The organism is Caballeronia insecticola (genome assembly GCF_000402035.1).
Taxonomy (GTDB): Bacteria; Pseudomonadota; Gammaproteobacteria; order Burkholderiales; family Burkholderiaceae; genus Caballeronia; species Caballeronia insecticola.
Window position 1 is genome coordinate 1,031,244 of sequence record NC_021287.1, and the last position, 21,204, is coordinate 1,052,447.

Here is a 21,204-nt window from a genome sequence, read left to right on the forward strand (position 1 = left end):
GCACCGTTGCGGGGCATGTGGGTTGCTGAGGGCTGGCACCCGCATGAGCAGCGCCGATTCAGCATCGCGCCACGCGGGCAAGGAAGGAAAAACAGAATCCGGGGCGGCCATCCGGATCGGCGAGACCGCGAGAAGGCGCGTTCGAGCTGTCCGGTTCTTCTAACCCGGATAACGAGGTGGTCGATTACAACAAAGGAAGGTGAAACATGAAGCTCATCCGAACCGCTGCCGCGCTTGCCGCTGTCGCCTCCGTGCTCTCCGCTTGCGGCGGAAGCTCCGATGATCTGGGCAAGGAAATCGGCGTCACGCAGCCTCAGGTCCATTTCATTCATGCGATCCCGAGCGGTCCGAACGTCGATTTCTACGACAACGCGAAGGTCCTCCAGCCGAATCTGGCCTACAAGGCCGTGACCAACTTCGCGAATATCGACACCGGCCAGCACACCTTCTCCTATGCGGCCGTCAACACGACGACTGCGCTTGCATCGGACACGAGCATCTCGAACGCAGCGAAGGGACACGAATACACGGTGATCGCGCTGCCCGACGCGGGCTTCCTGCCGTCGATCGCGGTGATCGACGATCCCTTCGACAAGGGCTTGCTCTCGGGCAGCGCGCGGGTGCGCGGCTTCAATGCATCGACGAATGCGCCGAACCTCGATCTGTATCTCGTCGCGCCGGGTGCGAGCATCGCGGCCGTAAGCCCGACGATGGCCGGCATCGCCTACAAGAACGCCGTGCCCGCGACGACGCAGGATTCGATCTACGTGTCGGGCGGCACGTATCAGCTGATCGCGACGCTGCCGGGTTCGAAGACGCCGGTCTACAAGTCAGGCTCGTTCGATCTCGTCAACAACGCGGACTGGCTCGTGACGACGCTGCCGGCGGGCAATGCACTGTCGCAGCTCGTGCCGGAGAAGATTCGCGTGCTGGTGGCGCAGGGCGGCAATACGCAGCAGCCGGCGCTGGAATTGCCGGATACGCAGTGATGTAGCAATCCCGCAGGAAGCTTGAAACGCGACGCCCGGCCGGTACATCGGCCGGGCGTTTTTTCGTGCATGGCGGCAACGCAGGAAATCGGCCGCACAAAAAAAACCCGCCACATGAAGCGGCGGGGAGAGTGGGCACTACACCAACATCGGGCCAACGCCCGGCATGGCGCAATAAGCGCGATGCGGCGCTTACTTGTGTTCTTCGGCGGAGTTCGAAATGGCCTGACCGCCCTTCGAAATATCCTGGCCCGCGCCCGAGACGGTATTGCAGCCTGCGAGAGCCGCCGTGCCGGCGATCAACAGCAAAGCGATGAGTCGAGTCATGTTTATTCCCCTTGGAGTTGAAATGCGTGACAGGAATCGGGTCCGCGCATCGTTGTCTGGTGGGCGGATGCCGCGACGGCAACCCGCCTTACCGGTGTGAACAATCATAAAAAAGCGGCCGGGCGCACGCTGTAGGCACGCACGCGATTTTGGTGTCGGTGCGTTCCGCATTTGACGTGGGAATCGTCCTACGCGTGCGGCGTGGCCACGGACGGCATGGACGATGGCGTGACGGCCTCGACGGTCGATGCATCGATACTGCGCTCGCGCGGCATCGACACGCTGATGATGGTCCCGTGCGGCGTGGCGCGCTCGATCTCGAAGCGACCGCCACGCGCCGACACGCGCTGGCGCATGCCGACAAGGCCGTGCGTCTGCGTGCGCTTCAGATCCTGCGGCCGGATGCCGATGCCGTCGTCGCCGATGACGAGCGACACCTGATGTTCATCGAGCGTAAGCGCCACGCGGATGCGGTTCGCGCCCGCATACTTCGCCGCGTTCGTGAGCGATTCCTGCGCGACGCGAAAGAGCGCGATCTCGACCGCTTCGCCGAGCTTCACGTCTTCGCCGGGCAGATCGGCCTCGACGCTCCAGCCGTTGCGTTGCGCGGCTTCGTCGGCGAGCGAGCGCAGCGCCGTCACCAGACCGAAATTGGCGAGCACCGTCGGGCGCATGTCCTCGATGATGCGGCGCTTGAGCGCGATGCCCTGATCGAGATTGCCGAGCGCACGCGCGAGCTTTTCGGCCATCGCGGGCTCGGATTCGCGCAGCTTGCCGCGCACCCATGCAACATCCATCTTGCTCGCGGTGAGGATCGAGCCGAGTTCGTCATGCAGTTCGCGCGCAAGCTCGGTCTTTTCGTTTTCGCTGACGGATTGCAGATGCCATGCGAGCGCTTCGAGCTGGCGCGTGCGCGCGAACACGAGTTGGTCGAGTTCCTCCTGCTGCGTGATCAGCGCCTTCTGCACGCGCGCCTGTTTGTCGAGCTGGATGCCGAGATTGCGGAACAGCAGCAGGAACAACACGATATTCAGCGCGCACAGCGCGGCGACGCACAGCGTCGAAATGCGCTGGTCCGCGCGGCTGGCGTCGAGCGCGTGCTGGGCGCGCTGATCTTCGTTCAGACGCAGCAGCGACAGCGCCGCGTCCAGCGTGGCGCTCGTGTCCGGCGGCGGGGCGCTTGCGCGTTCCCGCGCGGCGGCATCGGCGGGGGCGTCTTTCGACAGATCCGCGAGGCGCACCGTGCCTTGTGCGATTTCGTCGGCGGCGGCGGCGCGGATCTGCGCGAAGCTCGCGAGCGCCGTGTCGTCGCCGACGCGCCGGTAATACGCATCGAGCAAGGCCAGCGTGCGCTGCACCCGCGCGGAGGTCTCGCGAAAATGCGTCTGATACGCGCCGTCCGGTTTCAGCGCGAAGCCGCGCTCGTCGGCGGTGAGGGTCGCGATATCGGCGGCGAGCACCGACAGTTGCGCCGTTGCGCTTTTGGCATCGAGCGCGGTTTCATATTCCGCCGCGATGCGCATGCGCCCCGACTCCAGAATCACGAGCCCACCCACCGTAATGACGATCGCAACCGTCATCGCGACCGCCCAGCTGTAGCGGCGCATCCAGTCGTTGAAACGCGTGGCGCGGCGTGCGAGCGCCGCAGGCGCGGACTCGGGCGCGGCGGGCGGCGAATCGCGTGCCTCGTCCTTAGGGAGATCGGGCTGCGCGACGGGCGGTACGTGACTCATGACGGGGTTCGAAGGCGGTTGAAAGCGTGTGTCGGTGGATTCCCACAGCAAAAAAGGAGCCAGCCCGGATGCGCGGCTCGGCGGCCGCGGCTAGCATGGTTCCGTCATTCATTCATACGGGGAACGACCATGCTGAAGTGGGCATTGTTTTTCGCGATCGTGGCCGTGATTGCCGGCGTGCTGGGGTTCACCGGCGTCGCCGCGGGCGCTGCCGCCATCGCCAAATTCCTGTTCGTGCTGTTCCTGATTCTCTGCGCAGTGTTTCTGGTGCTGGGCTTCGTCGTCACGAAAAAGGCCATCGATTAGCGCCGCTCGCGCGTGTCATCGCGTGCCTTCTTAACAGCAGCTATGTCCTGGCGGCGGACGGTTCGACCGTCCGCATGACGCGGGACCGGCTAAAACAATCATGAAGGAGGTTCCATGCTTCATTACGCTGCCGTCTTCTTCGTCATCGCCATCATCGCGGCCGTGTTCGGTTTCACCGGAATCGCGGCGGGTGCGGCTGAAATCGCGAAGATTCTTTTCTTCATTTTTCTCGTCGTCTTCGTGGTCACGTTGCTGCTCGGGGTCTTCCGAACCTGACGCCGACCCCCGCGAAAGCCGCGACCCGTCAGGCCGCGCGCGTGTTGTGCGCCCGTTTGCGCACCCGTCGCGCGACCTGTTTCGAGGACCGGGCATGACGCATGCATTGGAGATCAGGATTGGATAGCAGGGATCTATGCAAATCATGCACAGATCGCGCAGGCGCAGCGAACACGCCGCCACGCGAACCTGCTCCAGCGAGCGTCATTCCAAACATTTCACAGGAGCGAACCAAATGTCCAAATCGTCTGCTGTAAAAGCCGCGCCGAGCCAACCGCACGACGCTTTCGTCATCGACGTCGAAAAGATTCGCGCCGACGCGCGGCAGCACATGGACGACGGCCCCGTGACCTCGACCTACGGCGCGGACCGCGAAACCGTGCTCAAGCTGCTCAACGACTCGCTCGCCACCGAGATCGTCTGCACGCTGCGCTACAAGCGTCACTATTTCATGGCGAAGGGCATCCATTCGGAAGCCGTCGCGCAGGAATTCCTCGAGCACGCGAACGAGGAACAGGAACACGCCGACACGCTCGCCGAGCGCATCGTGCAGTTGGGCGGCGAGCCTGACTTCGCGCCCGAGGGTCTCGCATCCCGCTCGCATTCCGAGTACAGCGAAGGCAAGGATCTGATCGACATGATCCGCGAGAATTTGATCGCGGAACGCATTGCGATCGATACGTATCGCGAGATCATTCGCTATCTCGGCGACAAGGACGTCACGACGCGGCGCATCTTCGAGGAGATTCTGGCCGTCGAGGAAGAACATGCCGACGATATGGCCGATCTGCTGGAAGGCCGCAACGGCTAAAGTCGGCAGCGTCTCACCCGCGATGCGTTTAGCGCGTCGGGGGTGAGTCGCGCGCGTAAAATGACCGCCCAATTACAGCAAGAGCGTCCGGCAGCGCGGACGACGCGAATGATTCAAGTTCTGATAGCCGACGACCACGCGATCGTGCGCAGCGGGTTCCGCCAGTTCGTCGCGGACGAACCCGACATGGAAGTGGCCGGCGAGGCCGCAACCGGCGACGAAGCCATCGCGCTCGTGCGTGCGCAGGCGTTCGATGTCGTGTTGCTGGATATCGCGATGCCCGACAAAAACGGCGTGGATACCCTGCGCGTCATCAAGCAGATTCGGCCGGAGCAGGGCGTGCTGATGCTGTCGGGGTTTCCGGAGAGCCAGTACGCGATTAATCTGCTGAAGGCAGGCGCGAACGGCTACCTGAACAAGGACGCCGATCCCGCCGAGATCGTGCGCGCGATCCGCACGGTGGCGCGAGGGCATCGTTATTTGTCGGAATTCATCGCGGACGCACTCGCCGATAAACTCGACAAACCCGCCGCCGAACGGCCGCACGAAATGCTCTCGGAACGCGAGTTCCAGATATTCTGCAAGCTCGCGGGCGGCCAGATTCCCACGGAGATCGCGCAGGAACTGCATCTCTCGGTGAAGACGGTGAGCACGTATCGCGCGCGCGTGCTGGAAAAAATGCGGCTGGCCAATAACGCCGACCTCACGTATTACGCGATAAAGAACGGCCTGATCGAATAGCGTCATAGCGTGCGCCGGCCAATCCGCCGCGCGCGCAGCATAGCCGGAGGCGCCCGACGTGGGCAATCACATCACTCCTGAGGACCGGGCGAAACAGACGGCGCCGCACGGCGCGCCGCTGTCGGCGTTGCTGATCGAGGATTCGCCGCTGATCCGCCGCAGCCTTATCGAAGCGATCGACGCGCTCGGTCCGTGGCGCGTGAGCGCCTTCGCCGAGGCTCCCGACGACGCCATCGCGCTGCTGTCGTCGCAGGCGTTCGACGCGGTCATCGTCGATCTGCAGCTCAAGCGCGGCTCCGGTATGGAAGTGCTTGCGTGGCTCCGGGAGAACGGCGCTCAAACCATGCGCCGCGCGTTCGTCGCGGTGCTGACCAATCACGCGCTGCCGACGTATCGCGAGCGTTGCCTGCAATACGGCGTGCGCCATTTCTTCGACAAATCCCTCGAATTCGATCGCGTGCTCGATGCGCTGCACGATTACGCGCGCGAGCATCGTCATCCCTGAGGGTGCTTCTCCGGTTCGGCGGAATCGCGCGAACGGCTAGAACGGCTGCGGTCCGCCGCCCTGATCGACGCTCATGCAGTGCGTGACGAAGCCAGTCTCCGCGCCCCACAGATGCAGCCCGAACGCGGGCGGCTCCATGACGAACGCCTCCGGGCCATCGGGCTTGAGTTGCAGCGCGACCTGATGAGCTGTCGACGGCGCGCACCAGACGAGCGTGCCGCCGAAACGGACGCTGATCGCGCGATGCACGTGCCCGCAGACGATCCGCTCGACGTTCGGATGACGCCGCACGAGCGCATCGAGCGCGCGGCTATCGTCGGGGCTTAGGCGGATATCGTCCATGAAGCCGATGCCGCACGCGAACGGCGGATGATGCATGCCGATCAGAACCGGACGGTCGCGGCAGGCGTCGAGCTGGGCTTCGAGCCATGCGAGACGCGTGGCGCACAGACGCCCGCCGCCGGAGCCTGGGTCGAGCGTGTCGAGCGCGATCACGCGGACGTCGCCCGAGTCGAATGCGTATTGCACGAAGCCGTCGTGGCCCGCGAGTTCGGGACGATCGGCGAACACGGCGCGCAGATTGCCGCGGTCGTCGTGATTGCCGACGAGCACGTGCCACGGCAACGTAAGCCCGTCGAGCAGCGTGCGCAGATGCCGGTATTCGTCGAGGCCGCCGGCATCGACGAGATCGCCCGTGATGAGCACGCCGTCCGGGCGCGGGTCGAGCGCGTTGAGCGCCGCGATCGCGCGGGCGAGAAAGGCGGCGGTATCGACGCGGCCGTAGGCGAGCGTACCCGGCGGCGTGACGTGCAGATCGCTGATCTGGGCAAGCAGCATGCGTGTGCTCCTCCTGCGTGCGCCCGGACGTGTGCGGGGCTGCTTAGTCGTCGGCGTCGGCGTCCGCGGACGGTGGCTTGGGCGCGAGATAGGCGGGCAGAAGCCACTGAAAGCCGGTCATCGCCTGGTCGCTGAACGTGCATTCGGCTGCGGCAACGCCGGCAGTCGGCTTGGTCGCCGGCGGCTTCGGCGGGTAGTCGATCGCCGCGTGCACGATCACCCGCGAACCATGATAACCGGCGTTCGAGCCGGTGATCTTGAGCGGCGCGATCGCGGCGCTGGGATAGTCGGTGCGCATCTTGTCCTTGCAGGCTTCGACGTTCTTGTAATAGGACGTGCAGCCGGCGAGCGCGAGGGGAACGGAAATCAGTAACGGCAGAAAAAGGCGAGGGCGATGATTCATCGAAGAATTCGGTCGATGTCCGATGCGGCGAAGCGCACCGGCGCGTGATGGATATCGGGGCCAAGGTTTATAACATGCGCGCCGCGCGCGGTCTTTTCAACGTGTCGCTGTCATGCATCACTGTAGTGCATCGAAGCGGCGCGCGCCGCGTGGCGGCTTGTTTTGCCGCGTGAAGCGGTAGCACAATCGCCACTGGCGTGCTTCGAGTGCGGTGCTGTTTGCGATTGCGTTTGCGTTTGCCGTTTGCGTTTCGACCAAGGGAGACGATAGCCATGCAGAAGGACATCGAGGTAGGCGACTACTTGCTCGCCATGCAGACCGTGCCCAGAACGATCGACGCCGAAGGCGAGGAAGACGCGCCGCCCGCCGAACGATACGCGATCCGCGTGCGCGTGTCGCGGCTCGACCGCAAGCCTGTGCATGGCTCGGCGCTCGCGGACGACTCCGGCGAGATGACGGGCGATCATGGCCCGTTCGAGACCGTGGCGGAAGCCATCGCGCATGGCGAGGCGTGGGGACGGCATTACGTCGCGCGCGTGTTGGGGCATGCGGTGTAGCGGCGGGGTATGCGAAATGAGGGGCGCGCTCCCTGCATGAAGCGGGTGCAGGACGGCGGCGGGCATCGCTAGACTTTGCCTCGTCGACCGGATACCGGCCGGCGCAAGTCAGTCGGAGAACGTCATGATGCCCGTTGCCCTTTACGTCACGTCGAACTACATCGCATCGGTCCGCAAAGGCAAGGCGCGCGATTCCTTTGGCGGCGCGGTGCGCTTCATCGGCGTGGATGCGCTGCCGTTCGATATCGAACACCTGTGCCTGCTCGACCGCGACACCGCGATCGAGGCACTGTTCGACGCGGTGAGGGATGCGGAGCGGTTGTTGAACGCGGTGTGAGGGCGCGTGAGGATGCTGGCAAGGTGTTCGCTATTCACAGAACATCGCACGGAACCTCGCACGGAACAGCGCTTACTTTTTCATCAAGGTATGTCGCGGAAGACTGATTGTGAATACGCATCCGACGCCCGGAATATCGCGTACGCTCAGAAACCCGTCATTCAGTTCGACGCTTCGACGTGCTATCGATAAACCGAGCCCAAGCCCGGATTTATCCGCTCCGAATTGAGCGAACGGCAGGAACATCTGCTCTGCCTTGCCCGGCGGGAGACCACCGCCGTGATCCTTCACTTCGATGAGAATCTTGTCTGCGACCGCATACGCGTTCAGTGTCACGTCGGTATTTGGCTGCGTGAACTTGAATGCGTTTTGTATGAGATTGCCAAGCGCCGAGTACAGGAGATCGCGGTTGCCGCTGACAGCGAGGTGCGGATCGACCGGGGTGACGACAAAGCCGCAGCCGCGTAATTGCGCGGCGAGATTTGCAGCTTGCTTGGTTTCACCGATGAACTCCGACAGCGAGAACAGTGTCCATTTCGCGCTGTCTGGAGCCGGCCTGCGGGCCTCTTCGATCGAACGTTCGATTAGCTTCCCCAGGCCTTTCAGGCTCCGGTCCAGTACGGCGCCCGTCGCGCCGAACAACGGCAAATTTCCGGCTTTCGCGGCCTCGAATGCAAGGGTTGCCGTGTGCAGGAAGTTGCGCAGTTCATGGGCGAAAGCGCCCATGCGTTCGCCTTCTTCCAGTGCTTGCTGAGTCGCCATCTTGGAGTCCCGCTGATAACTGAATTCCGTCACGGCGTCGGCGATCGCGTTGTCCAGGCAGCGGTTCAGCGTACGGAATTCGTCGATTGAAAACGGCGCATCACGTTCATGCGCCAGGTCGGTAATGGCCTGGCAGAGATCGCCGTAGTCATGCACGACCTGGTCGACGGTATATCCCAGGCGTAGTAGCTCGTGCCCGTGCTGGGCTGCCGCTTCCCCGATGTCCGAACGGCCGGCATGGCCTCCCGGCGAGCCCGACACGTAGACGCTATCCGCCGGGCGATCTGATTGCTCGATTCGCAGCGTTTCAATCAACTGGTGGAGAAACAGCGGAATTCCGTTTTCGAGTTGCAGAACGGACGCATCGCGCGCCGGTCGCTGCGCCACTTTAGCCCTGCATCGCGTTATGAGCTCATCGCGGTTATTCGCTAGAAATGTGTAGAGCACGGCGCCTCCTGTAGGGTGCATGCCGTTGTCTCGGCCGGGCGGATAATTTTCCGTGGGCCCTGCAGTTCGACAGAGCCTGCCCGCAGAGCGACCCTCGTTCATTCTGGCATGCGCTGCGCTCTCTGATCCGTTTGCGACGGAAAAAGCAGGCCATACCGATCCGCGCCGCGGATTTGGCCGATATTTGAGTCAAATTGGGGGCGTGTAGCCCTGGTTTTGGGGGCTCGCCCAAGTAGCTGCGCTCGGCGCATAACTTGTGCCTCGCCTTCGAGACAGGAACGCGGTGTAACCGAGGGACGATCGCGGTAGGCGTCGCGACAGAGCACCGTGGATACCTCAGGTACGACAGGACTCTGGGCTCTCGCTCGCGCAATCGCGGTGAAATCTGGCCGACGCTTTTTCGCGTGGATGGTGCCGGGGACCGGACTCGAACCGGCAGGCCGTTAGGCGGCGGATTTTAAGTCCTAAACCCCTCGATATGCGAGCAGCTACGAAGCAAGGTTCCTACGAGAATATAATTTCGCGGGCGGCCAGATACTGTATATAAAAACGTGAACAATAATAGATAGTTAGAAAAATGCACATATGTCGCTTTGCGCCATAATCCAAAGGAGCAAGGCAAAGAGTGTCAGGGAAACCGGCATGTTAGGTCCTAAGAACGCAGGCTTATCATGGGAAATTGCAAGTTTGATGGCGGCTCGGTTGCTCATTTCCAGCGCATTACCTACGACCAGCATGCCTACAAGGCAACCATCACGCTTCATGGCTCTTGCGAATCGAAGCGAATCGGCATTCATTCCTTGAGCGAAACGAGATCGGGAGGGTTATCAGACCAACAAATAGTAGAGCTGATACAACGCTAATCCGTGAGTAATTTAATTGGTTCTCCAAGCACGTTTCCTGCCGACTGCAGCAACAGCGTCTGCTGATTTCTCGGTCACGAGATGGCTGGATCGCTTCGTCGAACGATCGATAGATGCCAACCACTTCGCCGACTTGAAGAAATCAACGCCAGCGTCGAACCTCTCCGAAGCAGCCGAGTGACGCAAGTCATGGAAGTGCGTCGCGGGACATCGCGGCGACGCGCGCGGCCTCGACGTGGTTCCATTAAGGGAATCACGTTACTGCTTGCCCACTGGCGCTGCTGCTGTTGAGTTGCGCAACGGGTAGAGTCGTCGACGAGATGCCGTCGGTAACGAGCCGAGGTGAAGCGCAAGACGCGCCTCGCCGACACGGCATGCGTATAGACGAAGGCGACCTATGTGAGCTCGGCAGACGTGTTCAGCATGAGCCCGCGAAAGCGATACCTATGCACAACCCGGCGGAAGCTGCGCAGTGCGGATGGAAGCCGGTAATCAAATGAAAATCCCGCTGCGTTGGTGGTTTTGAGAGCGGTCTGCGCGCGCCGTCAGCGATCGCGATGAGTTAGTTGGAGATCGGGGTTCGGTTCGCGATCCACTGAGATCCACTCTCCGTTGTCGAAGTACACCCAGCGGCCACCATGCGACGAGAAGAAGCGATTATCTAGCGTTGCTTCCTTCACTATAATCTTTTGCTCTCCACCGACGACAACCGAATTGGACGGGACGTCTTTATAGACGACCGCATTCGCGCCGATTCGAACATTGTCACCGACGACCACATTTCCGACGATCTTTGCGCCGGCGCCGATATAGACGTTGTCGCCGATGGTCGGCGCGCCCGCGCCGGCCGAATCAGGCAGCGTGATTGAGCCGATTGTTACCTGCTGGAAGATCACGCAGTTGCGTCCGACTTTGGCGTCGCCGGACACAAAAACGCTCTTCATGCCATGCGGGAAACATGGCTCGCTTGCAAAGGCGGAATTCCACGCTACAGAGCTATTGTTCTCATACTGATAGATCTGATATACGAGTTTTGCCAGTTTTGCGACAATGCCGCCGTTGCTGCGATAGCAAATGGTCTTCAACTTCCAGATCGATCCAAAAGGCGCTGTGAGTAGTCTGCCGATCATCTTCTAGTGTCCTTCGGAGCTTCGGGTCGTATTTAATTTAGGAAAGAATGACGTCCGTTTAGCGACGACTAACATCGCATCGACCTGCAGAAGAAGCTCTGCCCAGTTGCGCGATCCGTTGTGCCCGATTCGGCAAGAAAATGCACGTCTCGATTCTCAGCTCACTGTCGCTTGATCGTTGGAAGCCACGCCCAATCTATGGTGCCGGGGACCGGACTCGAACCGGCAGGCCGTTAGGCGGCGGATTTTAAGTCCGCTATGTTTACCAATTTCATCACCCCGGCAGGGCGGACGCGATTCTACCATTGCGCCACCACGCACCAAAACGCCGTCCGTTCGACAAGCCCACGACCCTCCCGCATAATCGGCGGCACCTTGTCAGCCGTCCACGCCCGGGCACCGCGATGCGCATCGGTCTCATCTCCGACACTCACAATCTCGTGCGTCCCGAAGCGCTCGACGCGTTGCACGGCTGCGCGCATATCGTTCACGCGGGCGATATCTGCAAGCGCGACGTCCTCGATCAGCTCGCGCCCCTCGCGCCGCTCACCGTCGTGCGCGGCAACAACGATGTCGATGAAGGCGTCGCATCGTTGCCGGAGCACGCGCGCATCGAACTCAACGGCGCGACGCTTTACGTCGTGCACGATATCGCCGATGTGCCGCGCGGGCTCGACGGCATCGATATCGTCGTGACCGGCCATTCGCACAAGCCGCTCATCGAGCGCCGCGGCGGCGTGTTGTTCGTGAATCCGGGCAGCGCGGGGCCGCGCCGCTTCAAACTGCCGATCACGCTCGCCTTGCTCGATATCGACGCAGGCCGCATCGACGCGCGCATCGTCACGCTCACGCCATAAAAAAGCCGGCGCTCACGCACCGGCCTTTCGCCTTCAAACCACCGAACGCTTACGCGCGCACGGTGCCTTCCGGGAACGTATCGTCCATTTCGGCGGCTTCGCGATGGCCGCGCAGAATCGCGTGCGCTTCCGACTTCGACGCCACGGCCGGCGGCGAGCCCTTCAGCGGCTTCTTGGCCGTCTCGTGCAGCGCGAGCACCGACACGATGCCGATGAGCGACGCGCCCATCAGATAGTACGCGGGCATCATCAGATTGCCGGTACGGTCGACGAGCCATGCCGTCACGAGCGGCGTCGTGCCGCCGAACAGCGACACCGACACGTTGAAGCCGATCGCGAGCGCTCCGTAGCGGATCTTGGTCGGGAACAGCGCGGGCAGCGACGACGGCATCACGCCCGTGAACGTCGACAGCAGCGCGCCGAGGATCATCATGCCCGCGAAAATCGACGGAATCGTGCCCATGCGGATCAGCGAGAGCGCCGGAATCGACAGCACCAGCAGGCCGACGCAGCCCGCGAGCATCACCGGCTTGCGGCCGATCGTGTCCGACAGACGGCCTGCGAACAGCGTGAGCGGCATCATCAGCACCATCACGACGAGCACGATGAACAGGCCGTGCGTCTCGTTGAACTTGAGCGTCGCCGACAGATAACTCGGCAGATACGACAGCGCCATGTAGTCGGTCACGTTGAAGATCAGCACGAGACCGACGCATTGCAACAGCGGCTTCCATTGCTGGATGAGCGTCTCGCGGAACTGCTCCTTGGTCGTCTCGTGCGACACCGCTTCGGCCTTCTCGGCTTCGCGCTGGAACGCCGGCGTTTCTTCGAGCTTCATCCGGATATAGAGACCGATCAAACCGAGCGGGCCCGCGATCATGAACGGAATGCGCCAGCCCCAGGACAGCAGCGCGTTTTCCGACATCACCGCCGTCAGCACCGCGACCACGCCCGCGCCGAGCACGTAGCCGACGAGCGTGCCGAGTTCCAGAAAGCTCGACATGAAGCCGCGCTTCTTGTCCGGCGAAAATTCGGCGATGAAGGTCGCCGCGCCGCCGTATTCGCCGCCGGTCGAAAAGCCTTGCACCAGGCGCGCGACGAGCAGCAGGACCGGCGCCATCACGCCAATGCTGTCGTAGCTCGGGATCAGGCCGATACAGAAGGTGCCGACGGCCATCATGATCATCGTCATCGCGAGCACGCGCTTGCGGCCGATGCGGTCGCCGAGCGGGCCGAACACCATGCCGCCGATCGGGCGCACGAGGAACGCGGCCGCGAACGTGCCGAAGGTCGCCAGCAACTGCGCGGCCGGGCTGCTCGACGGGAAGAACACCTTGCCGAGCGTGACGGCGATGTAGCTGTAGACGCCGAAGTCGAACCATTCCATCGCGTTACCGATGGCCATGGCGCCGACAGCGCGCTTGAGCAGGGATTGATCGACGATGGTGATGTCGTCGAGCGTGAGATCGGACTTCTGACTGGATGTATCGCGTTTGCGCCAAAGGCCCTCGTGAAGGGTGGACATAGTTCGAAAAGCTCCGTATTCGATCCCGAAAACTCCACTCGATATGAGCTTCGGGCGCGCCGTCGAAAGACCGCGCGTATTGCCGGGACAGTGCAGTTTCGCGACGGCGCCGCGATGCATCGGTTAGCGGGTTGCGAATGAAACGCAAAAAGCTCCGCGCAGCATCCGGAATGAAGCGGATGCTGAAGACTCGATAGCAAATACGGTGCCGGTGCTTCGCGGTGGGTCGCGAAAATGCACTCGGATGAAACACACGAATTTGACGTGCGGACGGCGAACTCAGTGAGTTGCCGCGGGTGGGCCGCGACGTCGGCGAAAAAACAACCTGAGACGAAAAAGGCCGGCGTGAGTCTGGTAGAACCAGCTAGGAAACCGACGCGCCTCTTTGTATGAAAACTGTCACTACCACGCCGCGGCCGAATGATGCTGTGCCGGACTCAAGCGTGTGAATGATGGTGAATTGCTGTTGATAACGAGAAGATGATAACACGATGCCAGACGATCTGCAAACCGGCCGGTTCGGACGGGCTTGGACGTCAAGCTCGATCCCTTGCTGGGTATAGGATTGCGCTGAATGAATTCTTATTCGTCTGATGGTCTAAATCGGCCATTTTCGAAGGCTTCGCCGACCTTGAGGCAACAAAAAACCGGCCGCATGGGCCGGTTCTTGCAGGACGTTTTTGCAACGCGTCAGGCGCAGGTTTAGCTCTGCGGCGGCACGTAGCCCGTGGCGGTATCGGCGCCTTCACCGAAGAAATACTTCTCGGTCTGCTTCAACAGATACTGACGCGCGCGCGGATCGGCCATGTTCAGCCGATTTTCGTTGATGAGCATCGTCTGCTGCTTGAGCCAGCCCTGCCAGGCTTCCTTCGAGATCGTCTCGTAAATGCGCTTGCCGAGTTCGCCCGGCAGCGGCGGAAAATCCAGTCCTTCGGCTTCCTTGCCGAGCTTCGCGCATTGAACCATTCGGGCCATCGTGAGTTTCTCCTGTATGGGGGTAGCGGGGCGCGCGCGTCTTAAAACGGTCGCGCGCCCGGAATAGGGTTCAAAGCTGTTTCATCAGCACGAGCGATTTGCGCTGCCAGTTATACAGGCGTCGGCGATCTTCGGGCAGGTCGTCCACGGTGACCTTCACGAAGCCGCGCTTTAGGAACCAGTGCTCGGTGCGCGTCGTCAGCACGAAGATGCGCGTGAGTCCGCGTGCGCGCGCGCGTTGTTCGATGCGTTTGAGCAGACGCTCGCCGTCGCCGGAACCTTGTGCTTCGGGCGCGACCGTCAGGCACGCCATTTCGCCGATGCGCTCCTGCGTATACGGATACAGCGCCGCGCAGCCGAACAGCACGCCATCGTGCTCGATGACCGAAAAGTGATCGATATCGCGTTCGATCTGATGCCGCCCGCGCCGCACGAGCGTGCCGTCGGATTCGAGCGGCTCGATCAGCGTGAGAATGCCGCCGACGTCGTCCGGCGTGGCTTCGCGCAGGCTTTCGAGGTTCTCGTACGAGATCATCGTGCCGACGCCGTCGTGCAGGAACAGTTCGAGCAGCACGCTGCCGTCGAGCCGGTAAGGGATGATGTGACCGCGCGCCACGCCGCCACGGCACGCGCGCACCGTGTGCTTCAGATAGAACGCGGTGTCGCCCTGCAGTTCGCCGCTTTCCTGAAGGCGATAGGCGTCATCGAGCGACAGTTCCCGGATGAGCTCGTTTTCCGAATCCACCAGGCCGGGAATTTCCGTCACGAAAATGATCTTGTCCGCGCGCAGGGCGATGGCCGCGGCGGACGCGACATCTTCCATCGACAGATTGAACGCCTCGCCGGTCGGCGAAAAGCCGAGCGACGACAGCAGCACGAGCTTGTTCGATGCGAGCGACTGGCGGATGGAATCGCCGTCGATCTTGCGCACGACGCCCGTGTGCTGGAAATCGACGCCGTCGAGAATGCCGACCGGCCGCGCCGTCACGAAATTGCCCGACACGACGCTGATGTGCGCGTGCGCCATCGGCGTGTTCGGCAAACCCTGGCTGATCGCGGCTTCGATATCGAGGCGCACTTCGCCGGCGGCTTCCTTCGCGGATTCGAGCGCGCGCGCATCCGTGATGCGCAGCCCATGCGAAAACGACGATTCGACACCGTGCAGGCTCAGTTGCTCATCGAGCTGCGGACGCGAGCCGTGCACGAGCACGACGTGAATGCCCATGGCGTGCAACAGGCCGACGTCCTGCACGAGCGCGTTCAGGCGTCCTTCCTGAACGAGTTCCCCGCCGAACGCAACGACGAACGTCTTGTTTCGGAACGCGTGGATATAGGGCGCGACGGAACGCATCCAGTCGACGAACTGGGCGTGGGGATTCGGCGCTTCGGGCTCGGCGGGAGCCGGTTGCGACGCCGCCTGCGAGGCGATCGTGAGGTCGGTTTGGGAATTCATCCCGGGATTATAATGCGACGCTATGCCGAATGTTTCTCGTCCCTCGCGTCCCGATCAGGCGGGCAAGTCCAAGTCCGCTGATAAATCCCTCGATCCTCAGGAGCAGTTGCGACAACTGCGTGAAAATCTGCTGCGCGAAGCGCGGGAGGGGACGAGTGCGTCCGGCGATTCGGCCGCGTTGAGCAAAAAGGAACTCGCCGCGCGGCGGTTTTCGGGCGCGGCGGGAGTGGTGAAGGATGCGGCTTCTGCGCAACAGAAGGGGCAGGTCGCGCCTCCAAAACCGGTGCCCTTGGCATCGACGACGGGATCTTCGCCAAAGACGCCCGCCGTGGTGCAGGCGAAAGCTGCGCCGACGCCGAAAACGGAGCACGCAACGATACGCGAGACGCGTCCCGAACCGAAACGATCCGCCGAGCCTCCAGCGAAGCGCGACGATGCGCGCCGTGAGCATTCGGATCGTCCGTTGCGTGATGCGAAACCCGCCGTTCGGCTGGAACGCGATACGCAGGCGAGCAAGCCTGGCGCGGGACTGGGACGATCTGAGCAAGCGAACAAGCCCGCCGCGCGACCGGAACGCGCTGAGCAAGCGGGCAAACCTGCTGCTCGGCCGGAACGTGCTGAGCAAGCGAGCAAACCTGCTGCTCGGCCGGAACGTGCTGAGCAAGCGGGCAAACCCGCTGCGCGACCGGAACGCGCTGAGCAAGCCGGCAAATCTGCCGCGCGGCCGGAACGCGCCGAGCACGCGAGCAAAGCCACCGCCCGGCCGGAACGTGCCGAGCACGCGAGCAAACCCGCCGCTCGGCCGGAACGCGCTGAGCAAGCGGGCAAACCTACCACTCGGCCGGAACGTTCTGAGCACGCAAGCAAGCCCGCCGCCCAGCCGGAGCGCGCCGAGCAAGCGAACAAACCTGCCGCCCAGCCGGAACGCGCTGAGCATGCAAGCAAAGCTAACGCCCGACCGGAACGTGCCGAGCACGTAAGCAAACCCGTCGCGCGGCCGGAACGCGCTGAGCAAGCGGGCAAACCTACCACTCGGCCGGAACGTTCTGAGCATGCAAGCAAGCCCGCCGCCCAGCCGGAACGCGCTGAGCAAGCGAACAAACCTACCACTCGGCCCGAACGTGCTGAGCACGCAAGCAAAGCCATCGCCCGACCGGAACGCGCCGAGCACGTAAGCAAACCCGTCGCGCGACCGGAAGGCGCCGAACACGCGAGCAAGCCCCCCGTCGCCCGGCCGGAACGCGCTCAGCAAGCGAACAAACCCGTTGCCCGACCGGAACAACGCGTCGCGCAAGCAGACAGGCCCGCCGAGTCGCGCCAACACGAAGCCCGCCGCACACCCGAAGCGCGCGACCAACGCGACCAACGCGACCAACGTCCGCCGCGTCCACCCCGCCCGCCGCGCAACGTCACGCCCAACCCCATCCCGCCGATCACCTTCCCCGAGGCGCTGCCCGTCTCCGGCCGCCGCGAGGAAATCGCGCTCGCGATTCGCGAGAATCAGGTCGTGATCGTCAGCGGTGAAACCGGCTCGGGCAAGACCACGCAGTTGCCGAAAATCTGCCTCGCGCTCGGGCGCGGCCTCGGCGCGGGCGGCAGCGGTCTCATCGGGCACACGCAGCCGCGGCGGATCGCGGCGTCGGCGACGGGCCGGCGCATCGCGGAGGAACTGGGCACGCCGTTCGGCGAAGTGGTCGGCTACAAGGTGCGTTTCACGGACAATCTCGCGCCGGGCGCGTCGGTGAAACTGATGACCGACGGCATTCTGCTCGCCGAAACGCAGACCGATCCGCTTCTCAAAGCCTACGACACGATCATCATCGACGAGGCGCACGAGCGCAGCCTCAACATCGACTTTCTGCTCGGCTATCTGAAGGAAATCCTCTCGAAGCGCCCGGACCTGAAGCTGATCGTCACGTCCGCGACCATCGACGCCGAGCGCTTCGCGCGCCACTTCGGCCGCGAAGAAAAGCCCGCGCCCGTGATCGAAGTCAGCGGGCGGCTCTATCCGGTCGAAGTGCGCTACCGGCCCGTCGAGGAAGACAGCGTCGCGGTCAAATCCGCGCAAGGCACGCTGCCCAAACGTAACGAACGAAATGACCGCAAGGCCGACCGCGATCTGATGGAAGCTATCGTCGATGCCGTCGACGAACTGTGCCGCGTCGGTCCCGGCGACGTGCTCGTCTTCCTGCCCGGCGAGCGCGAAATCCGCGACGCCGCCGAGGCGCTGCGCAAACACCATCCGCCGCATACGGAAATTCTGCCGCTCTTCGCGCGTCTTTCGGCGCAGGAGCAGGAGCGCGTGTTCAGGCCGTCGAACGCGCGGCGCATCGTGCTTGCCACGAACGTCGCGGAAACGTCGCTGACGGTGCCGGGCATTCGCTATGTGGTCGATACCGGCATGGCGCGCGTGAAGCGCTATTCGTATCGCAACAAGGTCGAGCAGTTGCAGATCGAATCGATCTCGCAGGCGGCGGCGAATCAGCGCGCGGGGCGCTGCGGGCGCGTCGCGGACGGCGTGTGCATCCGTCTCTACGACGAAGCGGATTTTCAGGCGCGCGTGCGCTTCACCGATCCGGAAATTCTGCGCTCGTCGCTGGCTGCGGTCATTTTGCGGATGAAGTCGCTGCATCTGACGGCCATCGAAACGTTCCCGTTCATCGAGCCGCCGCCGGGCCGCGCCATCGCGGACGGCTATCAGCTGCTGAACGAACTCGGCGCCGTCGACGACGACAACGCGCTCACGCCGCTCGGTCGCGAACTCGCGCGCCTGCCGCTCGATCCGCGCGTCGGGCGCATGATCCTCGCCGCGCGCGATCATCATGCGCTCAAGGAAGTGCTGATCATCGCGTCGGCGTTGTCGGTGCAGGATCCGCGCGACCGGCCGGTCGAGGCGCAGGAGCAGGCGGATCAGGCGCATCGTCAGTTCGTCGACGAGCGCTCCGAATTCCTGCAGTGGACACGTATCTGGAAGTGGTTCGAGGAAGCGGTCGCGCACAAGAAGTCGAACAAGCAGCTTGCCGACGCGTGCCGCGCGAACTTCCTCTCGCATCTGCGTTTGCGCGAATGGCGCGACGTGCATTCGCAATTGCTGACGGTCGTGCGCGAGCACGGCTGGCGCCTGAACGAATCGGACGCGACTTTCGAGCAGGTGCATCTGTCGCTCTTGACGGGTCTGCTCGGCAATGTCGGTCTCAAGGCCGACGACGAACCGCATTATCTCGGCGCTCGCGGCATCAAGTTTCATCTGTGGCCGGGCTCGGCGCTGCTGAAGAAAGCGGGGCGCTGGGTGATGGCGGGCGAACTCGTCGAAACGAGCCGTCTGTATGCGCGCACGATCGCGAAAATCGAGCCGGAGTGGCTTGAAACGGTGGGCGCGCATTTGCTGAAGCAGTCGCTCTCGGATGCGCACTGGGAGAAAAAGGCCGCGCAGGTCGTCGCCTACGAACGCGCGACGCTGTACGGCCTGACCGTCTATGCGCGCCGGCGCGTGAGCTTCGGCAAGCAGGACCCGAAATACGCGCGTGAGTTGTTCATTCGCGGCGCGTTCGTCGAAGGCGAGTTCGACACGCGTTTGCCGTTTTTCGCGCATAACCGCAAGCTGGTCGCGGATATCGAGCAGCTCGAACACAAGTCGCGCCGTCAGGACGTGCTCGTCGACGACGAACTCATCTACGGTTTCTACGATTCGCTGATTCCCGCGGGCATCTGGACCGGCACGGATTTCGAACGCTGGTACCGCGACGAACAGAGGAAGGGCGGCCAGGACAAGCTGCTGTTCCTCTCGCGCGACGACCTGATGCGTCACGAGGCGGCCGGCGTCACGACCGATCTGTTCCCGAAGCGCATGACGATGTCGGGTATCGAGATGTCGCTCACGTATCACTTCGAGCCGGGCGCGGCGCGCGACGGCGTTACGCTCACGGTGCCGCTGTACGGGCTGAATCAGATCGATGCGCGCCGCGTCGAATGGCTCGTGCCGGGCATGATCAAGGAAAAGACGCAGGTTCTGCTGAAGTCGCTGCCGCAGAAGCTGCGCCGTCATGTCGTGCCGTTGCCGGACTACGCGGCGGGTTTCGCCGAGCGTCACGGCGGGCCGAAGTTCGGCGCGGGCGCGCTGGTCGATTCGCTCATCGCCGATATTCGCGAGCAAACGCAGATTGCCGTGAAAAGCGCGGATTTCAAGCTCGAAACGCTGCCCGCGCACCTGTTCATGAATTTCAAGGTGATCGACGAACACGGCCGCCAGCTTGCAATGGGCCGCAATCTCGCGCAACTGCGCGCCGAACTGGGCGGTCAGGCGCAGCAGCACTTTCAGAAGCTCACAGCGGGCGCCGCGCTCGATGCGCTGTCCGGCGAATCGAACGTCCCCGCGACGCAGCCGTCCGGCGAGGGCACCGCGCTCTACGAAAATCTCACGACGTGGAATTTCGGCAAGCTGCCTGAATTGCTCGAGATTCGTCGCCGCGGGCAGACGCTGTTCGGCTATCCGGCGCTCGTCGATCGCGGCACGCATTGCGACGTCGAAGTGTTCGATTCGCCCGAAGAAGCGGCGCGCATTCATCGCGCGGGCTTGCGGCGCCTGTTCGCGCTGCAGTTGCGCGAACCGATCCGCTATCTGGAGAAGAATCTGCCCGGCCTGCGCGAAATGTCGATGCAGTACATGGCGCTCGGCACCGCCGAGGAATTGCGCGATCAGATTGTGGAGACGGCGCTCGATCGCGCGTGCCTGCAAGACCCGCTCCCCGACGACGATGCCACGTTCCACGCCCGCCGCGACGTCGCGAAAGGGCGCCTCACGCTGCTCGCGCAGGAAATCGCGCGGCTTGTCGGCGCGATCCTGACCGAATACGCGGCGCTCGCGAAAAAGCTCGCGCAGGCGAAGACGTTCACGGCGGCCTATGCGGACATGCAGACGCAATTGAACGCGCTGATCGGCAAACGCTTCGTGATCGATACGCCGTACGCGCAGCTTGCGCATTTTCCGCGTTATCTGAAGTCGATTGCGTTGCGCATCGACAAGCTCAAGGCCGATCCCGCCCGCGACGCGCGCCTGCTTGCCGATCTGCTACCGCTCGCGCAGCATTATCAGCGGGCGCTGTCGCAGCGCGGCGGCGTCGCGGATGCGCGGCTCCCGGAGTATCGCTGGTTGCTGGAGGAACTGCGCGTGTCGCTGTTCGCGCAGGAATTGCGCACGCCGATGCCCGTTTCGGTCAAGCGCCTGCACAAGGTCTGGGAATCGATGCAACGCTGAGCGTGGGCCGGAATGCCGCCATTTCTTGCGCCGATTCAGTACATTGCGCAAAAACAGCCCTCCGGTCAACGCTCCAGCAAATGCAAACGTTCTACAATGACGCCTGCCTTCCGAAC

Annotated in this window: 21 protein-coding genes and 1 tRNA gene; 11 read left to right on the forward strand and 11 right to left on the reverse strand. The window is 63.0% G+C overall.

Features of this window, described 5'->3' with window-relative positions:
- The first annotated feature begins 206 nt into the window (after window positions 1-206).
- Window positions 207-989: a DUF4397 domain-containing protein gene (locus BRPE64_RS04695; RefSeq protein WP_016344884.1), complete on the forward strand. Its 783-nt coding sequence runs from the start codon at window positions 207-209 to the stop codon at window positions 987-989.
- A gap of 192 nt (window positions 990-1,181) precedes the next feature.
- Here BRPE64_RS04695 and BRPE64_RS04700 read toward each other — a convergent pair whose 3' ends face one another.
- Together BRPE64_RS04700 and BRPE64_RS04705 are read right to left on the reverse strand one after the other, a co-directional pair.
- Window positions 1,182-1,316: an entericidin A/B family lipoprotein gene (locus BRPE64_RS04700; RefSeq protein WP_016344885.1), complete on the reverse strand. Its 135-nt coding sequence runs from the start codon at window positions 1,314-1,316 to the stop codon at window positions 1,182-1,184.
- 188 nt (window positions 1,317-1,504) lie between these two features.
- Window positions 1,505-3,049, reverse strand: a complete 1,545-nt coding sequence (locus BRPE64_RS04705; protein ID WP_016344886.1) for a sensor histidine kinase — start codon at window positions 3,047-3,049, stop codon at window positions 1,505-1,507.
- A 129-nt stretch (window positions 3,050-3,178) separates the two neighbouring features.
- On the opposite strand from BRPE64_RS04705, the gene BRPE64_RS32245 reads away from it, so the two are divergent.
- From BRPE64_RS32245 to BRPE64_RS04730, 5 genes are all read left to right on the forward strand, one after another.
- Entirely contained in the window at window positions 3,179-3,355 is a 177-nt protein-coding gene (locus BRPE64_RS32245; protein ID WP_016344887.1) for a DUF1328 domain-containing protein, read from the forward strand.
- Window positions 3,356-3,469: 114 nt separating this feature from the next.
- Window positions 3,470-3,631: a DUF1328 family protein gene (locus BRPE64_RS32095; RefSeq protein WP_016344888.1), complete on the forward strand. Its 162-nt coding sequence runs from the start codon at window positions 3,470-3,472 to the stop codon at window positions 3,629-3,631.
- A gap of 235 nt (window positions 3,632-3,866) precedes the next feature.
- Window positions 3,867-4,442 (forward strand): ferritin-like domain-containing protein, encoded by a 576-nt coding sequence (locus tag BRPE64_RS04720; RefSeq protein WP_016344889.1) that lies wholly within the window; start codon window positions 3,867-3,869, stop codon window positions 4,440-4,442.
- 108 nt (window positions 4,443-4,550) lie between these two features.
- The gene (locus tag BRPE64_RS04725) at window positions 4,551-5,183 is read left to right on the forward strand and encodes a response regulator (RefSeq protein WP_016344890.1); all 633 of its coding nucleotides are present in this window, start codon (window positions 4,551-4,553) and stop codon (window positions 5,181-5,183) included.
- Between the two features lie 58 nt (window positions 5,184-5,241).
- The gene (locus BRPE64_RS04730; protein ID WP_016344891.1) at window positions 5,242-5,688 is read left to right on the forward strand and encodes a response regulator; all 447 of its coding nucleotides are present in this window, start codon (window positions 5,242-5,244) and stop codon (window positions 5,686-5,688) included.
- Window positions 5,689-5,724: 36 nt separating this feature from the next.
- Here the strand turns inward: BRPE64_RS04730 and BRPE64_RS04735 are convergent, their stop codons facing one another.
- The gene (locus tag BRPE64_RS04735) at window positions 5,725-6,525 is read right to left on the reverse strand and encodes a phosphodiesterase (RefSeq protein ID WP_016344892.1); all 801 of its coding nucleotides are present in this window, start codon (window positions 6,523-6,525) and stop codon (window positions 5,725-5,727) included.
- A gap of 43 nt (window positions 6,526-6,568) precedes the next feature.
- Window positions 6,569-6,928: a hypothetical protein gene (locus BRPE64_RS04740; protein ID WP_016344893.1), complete on the reverse strand. Its 360-nt coding sequence runs from the start codon at window positions 6,926-6,928 to the stop codon at window positions 6,569-6,571.
- A 272-nt stretch (window positions 6,929-7,200) separates the two neighbouring features.
- On the opposite strand from BRPE64_RS04740, the gene BRPE64_RS04745 reads away from it, so the two are divergent.
- Complete coding sequence (locus BRPE64_RS04745; RefSeq protein WP_016344895.1) at window positions 7,201-7,485, forward strand: hypothetical protein; 285 nt, start codon at window positions 7,201-7,203, stop codon at window positions 7,483-7,485.
- A 124-nt stretch (window positions 7,486-7,609) separates the two neighbouring features.
- Complete coding sequence (locus BRPE64_RS04750; protein ID WP_016344896.1) at window positions 7,610-7,822, forward strand: hypothetical protein; 213 nt, start codon at window positions 7,610-7,612, stop codon at window positions 7,820-7,822.
- 72 nt (window positions 7,823-7,894) lie between these two features.
- Here the strand turns inward: BRPE64_RS04750 and BRPE64_RS04755 are convergent, their stop codons facing one another.
- The 4 genes from BRPE64_RS04755 to BRPE64_RS04770 form a co-directional block, all read right to left on the reverse strand.
- Complete coding sequence (locus BRPE64_RS04755; protein ID WP_173405434.1) at window positions 7,895-9,031, reverse strand: sensor histidine kinase; 1,137 nt, start codon at window positions 9,029-9,031, stop codon at window positions 7,895-7,897.
- Window positions 9,032-9,600: 569 nt separating this feature from the next.
- Window positions 9,601-9,828: a hypothetical protein gene (locus BRPE64_RS04760; protein ID WP_144063320.1), complete on the reverse strand. Its 228-nt coding sequence runs from the start codon at window positions 9,826-9,828 to the stop codon at window positions 9,601-9,603.
- Window positions 9,829-10,439: 611 nt separating this feature from the next.
- On the reverse strand, window positions 10,440-11,024 hold the full coding sequence (locus tag BRPE64_RS31840) for a DapH/DapD/GlmU-related protein (RefSeq protein ID WP_069915694.1): 585 nt from the start codon (window positions 11,022-11,024) through the stop codon (window positions 10,440-10,442).
- A 199-nt stretch (window positions 11,025-11,223) separates the two neighbouring features.
- A tRNA-Leu gene (locus tag BRPE64_RS04770) sits at window positions 11,224-11,308 on the reverse strand.
- A gap of 120 nt (window positions 11,309-11,428) precedes the next feature.
- Here BRPE64_RS04770 and BRPE64_RS04775 point away from each other — a divergent pair.
- Complete coding sequence (locus BRPE64_RS04775; protein WP_016344899.1) at window positions 11,429-11,881, forward strand: metallophosphoesterase family protein; 453 nt, start codon at window positions 11,429-11,431, stop codon at window positions 11,879-11,881.
- A 49-nt stretch (window positions 11,882-11,930) separates the two neighbouring features.
- On the opposite strand, the gene proP is transcribed toward BRPE64_RS04775, so the two are convergent.
- From proP to argA, 3 genes are all read right to left on the reverse strand, one after another.
- Complete coding sequence (gene proP / locus BRPE64_RS04780) at window positions 11,931-13,406, reverse strand: glycine betaine/L-proline transporter ProP (RefSeq protein ID WP_016344900.1); 1,476 nt, start codon at window positions 13,404-13,406, stop codon at window positions 11,931-11,933.
- A 702-nt stretch (window positions 13,407-14,108) separates the two neighbouring features.
- On the reverse strand, window positions 14,109-14,381 hold the full coding sequence (locus BRPE64_RS04785) for an oxidative damage protection protein (protein WP_044041255.1): 273 nt from the start codon (window positions 14,379-14,381) through the stop codon (window positions 14,109-14,111).
- Window positions 14,382-14,451: 70 nt separating this feature from the next.
- On the reverse strand, window positions 14,452-15,834 hold the full coding sequence (gene argA, locus BRPE64_RS04790; protein WP_016344904.1) for an amino-acid N-acetyltransferase: 1,383 nt from the start codon (window positions 15,832-15,834) through the stop codon (window positions 14,452-14,454).
- A 443-nt stretch (window positions 15,835-16,277) separates the two neighbouring features.
- Between argA and BRPE64_RS33360 the strand changes: the two genes are divergently transcribed.
- Together BRPE64_RS33360 and hrpA are read left to right on the forward strand one after the other, a co-directional pair.
- Entirely contained in the window at window positions 16,278-16,814 is a 537-nt protein-coding gene (locus BRPE64_RS33360) for a hypothetical protein (protein ID WP_162472043.1), read from the forward strand.
- Between the two features lie 164 nt (window positions 16,815-16,978).
- Entirely contained in the window at window positions 16,979-21,088 is a 4,110-nt protein-coding gene (hrpA, locus tag BRPE64_RS04800) for an ATP-dependent RNA helicase HrpA (RefSeq protein WP_232519209.1), read from the forward strand.
- Window positions 21,089-21,204 lie beyond the last annotated feature (116 nt).